Source organism: Pseudomonas sp. B414, assembly GCF_055408445.1.
This window is the reverse complement of record NZ_JBUZTQ010000015.1, coordinates 114,034-124,207: the sequence shown is the minus strand read 5'-3', so window position 1 is coordinate 124,207 and position 10,174 is coordinate 114,034. Positions and strand designations below refer to the sequence as shown.

Annotated in this window: 8 protein-coding genes and 1 pseudogene; 5 read left to right on the top strand and 4 right to left on the bottom strand. The window is 59.0% G+C overall.

Annotated elements, in window-relative coordinates:
- Positions 1 to 378: 378 nt before the first annotated feature.
- Entirely contained in the window at positions 379 to 1,341 is a 963-nt protein-coding gene (gene trxB, locus ACZRMH_RS14815) for a thioredoxin-disulfide reductase (protein WP_464014010.1), read from the bottom strand.
- Between the two features lie 311 nt (positions 1,342 to 1,652).
- Here trxB and cysZ point away from each other — a divergent pair, with 311 nt between their 5' ends.
- Together cysZ and ACZRMH_RS14805 are read left to right on the top strand one after the other, a co-directional pair.
- Positions 1,653 to 2,414, top strand: coding sequence for a sulfate transporter CysZ (gene cysZ / locus ACZRMH_RS14810; protein ID WP_464014009.1), 762 nt, complete (start codon positions 1,653 to 1,655; stop codon positions 2,412 to 2,414).
- A 61-nt stretch (positions 2,415 to 2,475) separates the two neighbouring features.
- Positions 2,476 to 3,666, top strand: a complete 1,191-nt coding sequence (locus ACZRMH_RS14805; protein WP_464014008.1) for a glycosyltransferase family 4 protein — start codon at positions 2,476 to 2,478, stop codon at positions 3,664 to 3,666.
- On the opposite strand, the gene ACZRMH_RS14800 is transcribed toward ACZRMH_RS14805, so the two are convergent.
- Both ACZRMH_RS14800 and ACZRMH_RS14795 read right to left on the bottom strand, forming a co-directional pair.
- Positions 3,663 to 4,145, bottom strand: coding sequence for a glutathione peroxidase (locus tag ACZRMH_RS14800; RefSeq protein ID WP_464014007.1), 483 nt, complete (start codon positions 4,143 to 4,145; stop codon positions 3,663 to 3,665). The two genes, ACZRMH_RS14805 and ACZRMH_RS14800, sit on opposite strands and share 4 nt — an antisense overlap.
- 135 nt (positions 4,146 to 4,280) lie before the next feature.
- Positions 4,281 to 4,766: an FKBP-type peptidyl-prolyl cis-trans isomerase gene (locus tag ACZRMH_RS14795; RefSeq protein WP_095035846.1), complete on the bottom strand. Its 486-nt coding sequence runs from the start codon at positions 4,764 to 4,766 to the stop codon at positions 4,281 to 4,283.
- Here ACZRMH_RS14795 and ACZRMH_RS14790 point away from each other — a divergent pair.
- From ACZRMH_RS14790 to ACZRMH_RS14780, 3 genes and pseudogenes are all read left to right on the top strand, one after another.
- Positions 4,765 to 5,072, top strand: a pseudogene (locus ACZRMH_RS14790) (DUF3565 domain-containing protein). The gene ACZRMH_RS14795 and the pseudogene ACZRMH_RS14790 sit on opposite strands and share 2 nt — an antisense overlap.
- A gap of 60 nt (positions 5,073 to 5,132) precedes the next feature.
- Positions 5,133 to 7,232 carry a phosphate acetyltransferase gene (gene pta / locus ACZRMH_RS14785; RefSeq protein WP_464014006.1) on the top strand — a complete coding sequence of 700 codons (2,100 nt, stop codon included), beginning with the start codon at positions 5,133 to 5,135 and terminating at the stop codon, positions 7,230 to 7,232.
- Positions 7,233 to 8,138 carry an acyltransferase gene (locus tag ACZRMH_RS14780; RefSeq protein WP_464014005.1) on the top strand — a complete coding sequence of 302 codons (906 nt, stop codon included), beginning with the start codon at positions 7,233 to 7,235 and terminating at the stop codon, positions 8,136 to 8,138.
- 129 nt (positions 8,139 to 8,267) lie between these two features.
- Here ACZRMH_RS14780 and cysN read toward each other — a convergent pair whose 3' ends face one another.
- Positions 8,268 to 10,166 carry a sulfate adenylyltransferase subunit CysN gene (gene cysN / locus ACZRMH_RS14775; RefSeq protein WP_464014004.1) on the bottom strand — a complete coding sequence of 633 codons (1,899 nt, stop codon included), beginning with the start codon at positions 10,164 to 10,166 and terminating at the stop codon, positions 8,268 to 8,270.
- Positions 10,167 to 10,174: the final 8 nt, after the last annotated feature.

Sequence of the window (10,174 nt, the reverse complement as noted above, 5' to 3'; positions counted from 1 at the left end):
GCGGTTTGCCTGCCATACCGCGCTGCCTGTATCGCGGGCAAGCCCGCTCCCACAATAATCCCTGCAAGCATCAAATTTGCGTGCGACACAATTCTTGTGGGAGCTGGCTTGCCTGCGATGGCATCACCGCGGTTTGCCTGCCACACCGCGCCGCCTGCATCGCGGGCAAGCCCGCTCCCACAATAATCCCTGCAAGCATCAAATTTTGCGTGCGACACAATTCTTGTGGGAGCTGGCTTGCCTGCGATGGCACTGCGGTTTGCCTGCCACACCGCGCCGCTGCATCGCGGGCAAGCCCGCTCCCACAAGAGCCACGAACACCGAAGTTGCAGTCACAAAAAAACCGGCCAAAGCCGGTTTTTTTGTTGGGGCGGGCTATCAGAACTGGGCGTTCTGCAGGCCGTCCAGGTAGCGCTCGGTGTCCAGTGCCGCCATGCAGCCGGCGCCAGCCGAGGTGATGGCCTGACGATAAACGTGGTCAGCCACGTCGCCTGCGGCAAACACGCCTTCAACGCTGGTAGCAGTTGCGTTGCCTTCACGGCCACCCTGCACAATCATGTAGCCGTCCTTTAGCTCCAGCTGGCCTTCAAACAACGAGGTGTTCGGGGTGTGGCCGATAGCGATAAACACGCCGTCGACTTTCAGCTCGTCAAAGCTGCCGTCGTTGTTTTTCAGACGGGCACCGGTCACGCCCATGTTGTCACCCAGTACTTCGTCCAGGGTCGCGTTCAGCTTGAGCTCGATCTTGCCTTCAGCGACACGGGCGTGCAGCTTGTCGATCAGGATCTTCTCGGCACGGAAAGTTTCGCGGCGGTGAACCAGGGTCACTTTGCTGGCGATATTGGCCAGGTACAGCGCCTCTTCAACGGCAGTGTTGCCACCACCGACCACGGCAACTGGCTTGTTGCGGTAGAAGAAACCATCGCAGGTCGCACAGGCCGAAACGCCTTTGCCCATAAACGCTTCTTCGGAAGGCAGGCCCAGGTAGCGGGCGCTGGCGCCAGTGGCAATGATCAGCGCGTCGCAAGTGAAAGTACCGCTGTCGCCCTTGAGGGTGAACGGACGGTTTTTCAGATCCACTTCGTTGATGTGATCGAAAATGATTTCCGTCTCAAAACGCTCGGCGTGCTCGCGCATGCGCTCCATCAAAGCCGGGCCGGTCAGGCCATGAACATCACCTGGCCAGTTGTCGACTTCAGTGGTGGTGGTCAATTGACCGCCAGCCTGCATGCCCGTGATCAGCAGTGGTTTGAGGTTGGCGCGGGCCGCGTAGACAGCGGCGCTGTAACCGGCAGGGCCGGAACCCAGAATAATCACACGCGAATGACGTACTTCAGACATGACTCACTCCTATGACCGCCCGCATTGAAACCGGGTCGGAACGCCGCTTTACCGGCTGGAATAAAAAGAAACCGTAAACCTGCCCAGGCTATGCCTGCAACGCGCAGATCCTGAAAAATATGGGTGAAGCATATAGAGGCCGCAGAGAGTAAGGAAATACGCATTAACAATCCAGCTCATAGCAGGTCTCTATGTAGTCGAATTCGATTTTAGACGGCTTTGTTACAGTAATTGTCGAACCTGATACAAGGCTTTCGTCCTGCGAATAAAGCCGTTAAGGTCGCCCGGTTTTCCATTGCTCGGAGCACTCTATGCCTGCCCCTGTTCTCTCTGGCCCGCAGTACCTGCGTGAAGGCCTGAAACTGGTTCTCAGCCCGGGCTTGCGCCTGTTTGTGCTGTTGCCCTTGCTGATCAATCTGGTGCTGTTCGTCGGATTGATTTATTTCGCCGGGCATCAATTCAACCTCTGGGTCGAGGCCCTGATGCCCAGCCTGCCCAGTTGGTTGAGCTTTCTCAACTATGTGCTGTGGCCGCTGTTCGTGGTGCTGGTGGCATTGATGGTGTTTTTCACCTTCACCATGCTGGCCAATATCATTGCCGCGCCGTTCAACGGTTTTCTCTCGGAAAAAGTCGAAGCCGTAGTGCGCGGGGTCGATAATTCCCCGCCCTTCAGCTGGGCTGAGCTGGCCGCCATGGTGCCGCGCACCCTGGCCCGCGAGTTGCGCAAGCTGGGCTACTTTCTGCCTCGGGCCATTGCCTTGCTGATCCTGTCGTTTATCCCGGTACTCAACCTGATCGCGGCACCGCTGTGGTTGCTGTTCGGGATCTGGATGATGGCCATTCAGTACATCGACTACCCGGCCGACAACCACAAGCTGGGCTGGAACGAAATGCTCGCCTGGCTGCGCGAGAAGCGCTGGCAAAGCATGAGTTTTGGCGGCATCGTTTACCTGGTACTGCTGATCCCGGTGGTCAATATCCTGATGATGCCCGCCGCCGTTGCCGGCGCAACCCTGTTCTGGGTGCGCGAACGTGGCGATGAAGCCCTGGCAGCCGCCAACCGTAGCCGCTGACTTCATAAATCCATCATCACCGTGACACATGCACGTCATGCCCCCAAATCACACTGGGGTCATGACTACAGCCCTGCATATCGCCCTGATCACCGAAACCTTCGCTCCCGAAATCAACGGCGTGGCCAATACCCTTGGCCATCTGTGTGCTGGCCTGCGCGCGCGCAACCACCGTGTAGAGGTGATACGCCCGCGCCAGAGCGACGATGGCAACCAGCGCAGCAACAACGAGTTGATGCTCTGCCGAGGCTGGCCATTGCCCGGTTATCCAGGCCTGCAATGGGGCATGACGTCCACCCACCGCCTGACCCGGCGTTGGCGCCAGCAACCTCCGGATGTGGTCTATATCGCCACAGAGGGCCCGCTGGGCTTATGTGCCCTGCGCGTTGCCCGCCGCTTGGGCATTACCGCGGTCACCGGCTTTCACACCAATTTCCAGCAGTACTTGCGTCAGCACGGCCTGACCCTGCTCACCCGCGCCCTGACCCACTACCTGCGCTGGTTTCATAACCGTTCAGCCCTGACCCTGGTGCCCAGCTCCAGCCAGCGTGTGGAGCTTGAGCGCAGGCATTTTGAGCGCTTGGAGTTGCTCCCCCGCGGTGTCGACAGCCAGCTGTTCAACCCGGTAAAACGGCAACACTCCTTGCGCCAGAGCTGGGGGCTTAGAGAAAACGATATTGCCCTGTTGCATGTCGGGCGTCTGGCGCCGGAGAAAAATCTGGGCGCACTCAAGCGCTGTTTTGATCAACTGCAAGCCCGCTACCCCGCGCGGCGCTTCAAGCTGATTGTGGTGGGCGACGGATCAAAACGTGCAGCACTGGAGGCGTCATTGCCCGAAGCGATTTTTTGCGGGCAGCAGTCTGGCGAAGACCTGGCTTGCCACTACGCCTCTGGAGATGTGTTTTTATTTCCAAGCCTGAGCGAAACATTCGGCAATGTGGTACTTGAAGCCCAGGCTTCAGGTCTGGGCGTGGTGGCCTACGACGAAGCTGCAGCCGGCCTGCATATCCGTCATGGTTACAACGGCGTGCTGGCCATGCCGGGGGATGAATACGCCTGGATCGAAGCGGCCTGCTGGCTGCTTGAAGCTCCGGAAACCTTGCGTACCCTGCGCCTCAATGCCCGTCGCCATGCCAGCCGGCAAAGCTGGCCGGGAATTGTCGAGCGATTTGAAAACCAGTTGCAGCGGGCATGCCAGGGTTCGACGTGCGAAACCCCGGTGCCGGTGCATATCGAAGCGAAAAAGCCTTAAGCCAGAGATTTTTCAATGGCCTGAATCACTGTGGCATCGTCTGGCGCGGTGCGCGGAGAGAAACGCGCCAATACCCGGCCATCCTTGCCCACCAGAAACTTTTCGAAGTTCCAGGTGATTTCCCCTTCAAACTCCGCGCCCTCGCCTGCCAGCAACTTATACAACTGATGACGCTCTGGCCCGTTAACTTCCAGCTTGCTGCTCAAAGGGAAAGTGACCCCGTAGTTAAGGCTGCAAAATTCCTGGATTTCCTGCTCGGTACCCGGTTCCTGTCCGGCGAACTGATTGCAGGGAACGCCCAGAATACTGAAACCCTCGCCCTTGAATTGCTGATACAGGTTTTCCAGGGCGGCGTATTGAGGGGTCAAACCGCACTTGGAGGCAACGTTTACTACCAGCACCACTTTGCCTTTAAAGGTATCCAGCGGCAGCGGCTTGCCATCCAGCGTGTCCAGGGTAAGTTCGTGAAAAGCACTCATGACGGACTCCAAAAATTCCCGTATCCACATTAAAACAATCGTTCAGCTTACCGATTGCCCTCATAACCCAGGATGCAAAAAGGCGCCCGAAGGCGCCTTTCCTGGCTAGCTCACATGAGAGCGTAGCAGCACTTGTCAGTGCTGATGACCGCCTTCACCGTGTACGTGGCCGTGAGCAACTTCTTCTTCGCTCGCGTCACGGATGGCCACAACCTTGACCTTGAAGTTCAGACGCTGGCCAGCCAGTGGGTGGTTACCGTCTACAGTCACGTCGTCGCCGTCCAGGTCACGGATGGTCACGATCTGCATTTGGCCGTCCGGCGCCGAAGCGTGGAACTGCATGCCAACTTCCAGTTGGTCAACGCCTTCGAACATGCTGCTGCTCAAAGTGCTGACCAGCTCAGCGGAGTATTCGCCGTAAGCGTCTTCCGGCTCAACGGTAACGTCCAGCTCGTCACCAACGGCCTTGCCAACCAGAGCCTTTTCCAGACCCGGGATGATGTTACCTGCGCCTTGCAGGTAAACCAGCGGTGCGCCGCCGGCGGAGCTGTCGATGACCTCACCAGCGTCATTGGTCAGGGTATAGTCGATGGAGACAGCCTTGTTGGCGGCGATCGTCATGGGGCGAGACCTTTTGCAAAAAATAATGAGTGCGCAAGTTTAACCAAGCAATCGCCTGAAAGCGAACACAACCAAGACCAACGGATAAAATTGAAAACTTCAACGATCATTGGCTGGCGACAGGATGAGGAGCAACATTGGGTTGCCGTACTCTCCTGCGGCCACACCCAGCACCAGCGTCATCAACCGCCATGGCAATCCAGGCCGTGGGTGCTGGACCCGGTACAGCGCCAGGCAAAAATAGGCCAGTCCTTTGACTGCGGCTGGTGTGCTCAAGAGGCAGATAGCGCTAATCTTGGCAATTGATTCAGGCACAAGCCCCGTTTGAAGGGTGTTGCCCTTGCACTGCCACGTCAGGAAGCTCGCATGCAAACTTTCTTTATCGCCCCCACCGATTTTGGCGTGGGTCTGACATCCATTAGTCTGGGCCTGGTTCGCACCCTGGAGCGCGCCGGGTTGAAAGTCGGTTTTTTCAAGCCCATAGCCCAGCCCCATCCGGGCGATTTTGGCCCTGAACGCTCCACCGAGCTGGTGGCCCGTACCCACGGCCTCAAGCCGCCGACGCCGCTGGGCCTGGCCCATGTCGAGCGCATGCTCGGTGACGGCCAGCTGGATGAGCTGCTCGAAGAGATCATCAACCTCTATCAACAGGCCGCCGTCGGCAAGGACGTGCTGATCGTCGAAGGCATGGTACCGACCCGCACCGCCAGTTACGCGGCACGGGTCAATCTGCATCTGGCCAAGAGCCTGGATGCCGAAGTAATCCTGGTCTCGGCCCCGGAAAACGAAGTGTTGACCGAGCTTTCCGGGCGCGTTGAGTTGCAGGCCCAACTGTTTGGCGGACCAAAGGACCCGAAAGTACTTGGCGTAATCCTCAACAAGGTGCGCACCGACGAAAGCATGGAAGTCTTTGCCGCACGCCTCAAGGAACATTCGCCGCTGCTGCGCACGGGTGATTTCAAGCTGCTGGGCTGCATCCCCTTCCAGCCCGAACTCAACGCCCCGCGCACCCGCGATGTGGCCGAGTTGCTGGGCGCCCAGGTGCTCAATGCCGGGGACTATGAAACCCGGCGCATGTCGAAAATCATCCTGTGCGCCCGCACCGTGCTCAACACCCTGCAACTGCTCAAGCCGGGCGTGCTGGTGGTGACCCCGGGAGATCGCGACGACATCATCTTGGCCGTCAGCCTGGCGGCGATGAACGGTGTACCACTGGCGGGCCTGCTGCTGACCAGCGATACCCAGCCCGATCCACGCCTGATGGAGCTTTGCCGCGGTGCGCTGCAGGCCGGGTTGCCGGTACTGTCGGTGAGCACGGGCTCCTACGACACGGCCAACCGCCTCAATGGCCTGAACAAGGAAATCCCCATTGATGACCGCGAGCGTGCGGAAATCATCACCGATTTTGTCGCCAGCCACCTTGACGCCCAATGGCTGCATCAACGCTGTGGCACACCACGGGAAATGCGCCTCACGCCTGCGGTGTTCCGCTATCAGCTGATCCAGCGCGCCCAGCAGGCCAACAAGCGCATCGTATTGCCCGAAGGCAGCGAACCTTTGACCGTACAGGCGGCAGCTATATGCCAGGCCCGCGGCATTGCCCGCTGTGTTTTGCTGGCCAAACCGGAGGAAGTCCATGCCGTGGCCAAGGCCCATGGTTTTGAACTGCCCGAGGGCCTGGAGATTCTCGACCCGGACCTGATCCGCGCCCGCTATGTCGAGCCAATGGTGGCCCTGCGCAAGAGCAAAAGCATCAACGCACCCATGGCCGAACAACAGCTGGAAGACCCGGTGGTCATCGGCACCATGATGCTGGCGCTGGACGAAGTGGACGGGCTGGTTTCAGGGGTTATCCATTCCACCGCAAACACCATCCGCCCCGCCCTGCAACTGATCAAGACAGCGCCGGGCTGCACGCTGGTGTCGTCGGTGTTCTTTATGCTGTTCCCCGAGCAGGTGCTGGTGTACGGCGACTGTGTGATGAATCCGCACCCGAGCGCCACCGAACTGGCCGAGATCGCCCTGCAAAGCGCCGACTCTGCCGCAGCCTTCGGTATCACCCCGCGAGTGGCGATGATCAGCTACTCCAGCGGCGACTCGGCCAGCGGAGAAGAGGTCGAAAAAGTCCGCGAGGCCACCCTGCTGGCCCACGAAGCCCAGCATGCGCTGCTGATTGACGGCCCGCTGCAATACGACGCGGCCGCCAACGAAGTAGTGGCCAGGCAACTGGCGCCCAATAGCCAGGTGGCGGGCCGGGCCACAGTATTCGTGTTTCCCGACCTCAACACCGGCAACACCACGCACAAAGCCGTACAACGCAGCGCCGATTGCGTCAGCCTTGGCCCGATGCTGCAAGGCCTGCGTAAACCGGTAAACGATCTGCCCCGCGGCGCGCAAGTGGACGATATCGTCTACACCATCGCCCTTACGGCGATTCAAGCCGCCAACCGACCTATGGATGTGTAAATGCTGGATTTTCTGCCTGCACCGTTACGCGGCGTCATTGCTTCACTGCTGCTGGCGCTCAACACCATCCTGTGTTGCACGCCGCTGTTTGTCGTCGCCATTTTCAAGCTGTGCCTGCCCTTTCCGGCCGCGCAGCGGGTGACCGACGAGTTGATGCGCCGGATCCACGAAGCCTGGGTTGGCAACAACAGTCGCTGGATGGATTTGCTGCGCAAGACCCGCTGGCATATCAAGGGTCTTGAGGGGCTGGACTACCAGCACTCTTATCTGGTGACCAGCAACCATCAGAGCTGGGTCGACATCATGGTGCTGCAATACGTGCTCAATAAACGTATTCGTCCGTTGAAGTTCTTCCTCAAGCAGGAACTGATCTGGGTGCCGGTGATTGGCCTGGCCTGGTGGGCGCTGGGCTTTCCCTTTATGAAGCGCTACTCCAAGGCCTACCTGGCCAAGCACCCGGAGAAAAAAGGCGCCGATCTGGCGACTACGCGCAAGACCTGCGCCAAGTTCAAAAACCAGTCGGTGGGCATTTTCAACTTCGTCGAAGGCACGCGCTTTACCGAAGCCAAGCATGCGCAGCAGAATTCTCCGTTTCGCTACCTGCTCAAGCCCAAGGCCGGTGGTATTGCCTTTGTACTGGATGCGATGGGGGAGCAGCTGCAGTCGATCGTCAACGTGACCATTCACTACCCGGGCGGGCGTCCAGGGTATTGGGACCTGTTGTGCGGCAATGTGAAGGACGTAGTTGTGGTGTTTGAAGAGCTGCAAATCCCGGCCGAGTTTTTGGGCAAGAACTACGATCAGGACCCGGAGTACCGACTGGCGTTTCAGAGCTGGATCAACCAGTTGTGGGAAGACAAGGACCGGTTGCTGGGGGAGCTGCATCGGGAATATCCGGCGCGCTGAATAAGATCAAGAGCCCCTCACCCTAACCCTCTCCCGGAGGGAGAGGGGACTAAAGGCAAAAGCAGATCAGCGCAACCCCACAAAAAAGCCCACCACCGATCTCTCGGCAGCGGGCTTTTTTAGTGCGGCTTAAATCGCGCCGCGTTGACGTAACAGGTCCAGCACCTGCTTGACGCTTTCTTCCAGCGTCAGCGTTTGCGTGTCGACCACAAGGTCGGCATCCAGCGGCACGTCATACGGGAAGGACTCGCCCGGAATGTTGTCACCACCGGCCGCATACAGCCCTTGCGGGTCACGCTCGGCACACACCGCCGGGGATGCCTGAACATACACGGTGACCAGACGATCGCTGCCAATCAGCGCCTTGGCCTGTTCGCGGCCTTCGGCATCCGGAGCCACAAACGCGGCCAGGGTCAGCAAGCCCGCTTCGTTGAACTGACGCGCCACGTGAGCAGCACGACGCCAGTTTTCCGTACGCCCGGCACGATCCTGTGGCAGACCCTTGTTCAGGTCATGGCGCAGGTTCTGGCCATCCAGCACAAATACTGCACGGCCCATATCGAACAGCTTGCGCTCAACCGCATAAGCCAAAGTGCTCTTGCCTGCGCCTGACAGACCGCTGAATAACACGGTAGCCGGCTGCTGGCCAAAACGCTGCACACGCTCTTCAACCGCCACATGCGCCAGCTTGCCGTGATGGGTCGCACTGCCATGACTCAACGGCTGCGCAACGATCATGCCTGCACCGACGGTGCCATTGGTCAGGCGGTCGATGATGATGAACGAACCGGTCGTACGGTTGCTGGCATAACCATCCAGCGCAATCGGTGCGTCGAGACTGATCTTGACCTTGCCGATCTCGTTCAGTTGCAGGGCGCTGGCCGGGCCTTCTTCCAAGGTGTTCACATCGACCTTGTTGACGATGCTGGCAACCGAACCCGGCACATAGCTGGTAGCGCGCTTGATGTCGTACTTCTTGCCCGGCAGCATCGGCTCTTCAGCCATCCACACCAGCATGGCTTCGAAATTGTCAGTCACCAGCGGCACGTTGTCGGCATGTACCAGCAGGTCGCCACGGGAGATATCAATCTCGTCTTCCATGGTCAACGTGACTGCCTGGCCCGGCCCTGCGTGTTCCAGTTCGCCTTCAAAGGTGACGATGGATTTAACGCGGCTGCTCTTGCCCGACGGCAGTACTACGATTTCATCGCCCTTATGTACGACGCCGCTGGCCAGGGTGCCGGCAAAACCACGGAAGTTCAGGTTAGGGCGGTTCACATACTGCACCGGGAAGCGCAGGTCAGTGAGGTTGCGGTCCGCAGCCACTTCCACGGTTTCGAGGATTTCCATCAGCGACTGGCCGGTATACCACGGCGAACGCTCGGACTTGTTCACCACGTTGTCGCCTTTAAGGGCAGACATCGGCACAAAGTGCAGGCTGGTAGGCTTCATTTTCAAGCCTTCGGCAAACTTCAGGTAGTCGGCCTTGATCGACTCGAACACACCCTCATCAAAACCCTTGAGGTCCATCTTGTTGATGGCCACAACGATATGCTTGATGCCCAGCAACGAGGCGATAAAGCTGTGGCGACGGGTCTGGGTCTGCACGCCGTAACGGGCATCCACCAGAATGATCGCCAGGTCACAGGTGGAGGCACCGGTGGCCATGTTGCGGGTGTACTGCTCATGGCCCGGGGTATCGGCAATGATGAATTTGCGTTTGGCGGTAGAGAAGTAGCGATACGCCACGTCAATAGTGATGCCCTGCTCGCGCTCGGCTTGCAGACCGTCAACCAGCAGCGCCAGGTCGATATCATCGCCCGTGGTGCCGCTTTTTTTCGAATCGCGGGTAATGGCTTCCAGATGGTCTTCGTAGATCATCTTGGAGTCGTGCAGCAGGCGCCCGATGAGGGTGCTCTTACCGTCGTCGACGTTGCCGCAGGTCAGGAAGCGCAACATCTCTTTGCGCTCGTGCTGGCCCAGGTAGGCGAGGATGTCCTCGCTGATCAAATCAGATTGGTGCGACATGACAACCC

Bases quoted from the DNA above. Each gene is read 5' to 3' on its own strand.
- trxB (WP_464014010.1), bottom strand. From the start codon at position 1,341: ATGTCTGAAGTACGTCATTCGCGTGTGATTATTCTGGGTTCCGGCCCT.
- cysZ (WP_464014009.1), top strand. From the start codon at position 1,653: ATGCCTGCCCCTGTTCTCTCTGGCCCGCAGTACCTGCGTGAAGGCCTG.
- ACZRMH_RS14805 (WP_464014008.1), top strand. From the start codon at position 2,476: ATGACTACAGCCCTGCATATCGCCCTGATCACCGAAACCTTCGCTCCC.
- ACZRMH_RS14800 (WP_464014007.1), bottom strand. From the start codon at position 4,145: ATGAGTGCTTTTCACGAACTTACCCTGGACACGCTGGATGGCAAGCCG.
- ACZRMH_RS14795 (WP_095035846.1), bottom strand. From the start codon at position 4,766: ATGACGATCGCCGCCAACAAGGCTGTCTCCATCGACTATACCCTGACC.
- pta (WP_464014006.1), top strand. From the start codon at position 5,133: ATGCAAACTTTCTTTATCGCCCCCACCGATTTTGGCGTGGGTCTGACA.
- ACZRMH_RS14780 (WP_464014005.1), top strand. From the start codon at position 7,233: ATGCTGGATTTTCTGCCTGCACCGTTACGCGGCGTCATTGCTTCACTG.
- cysN (WP_464014004.1), bottom strand. From the start codon at position 10,166: ATGTCGCACCAATCTGATTTGATCAGCGAGGACATCCTCGCCTACCTG.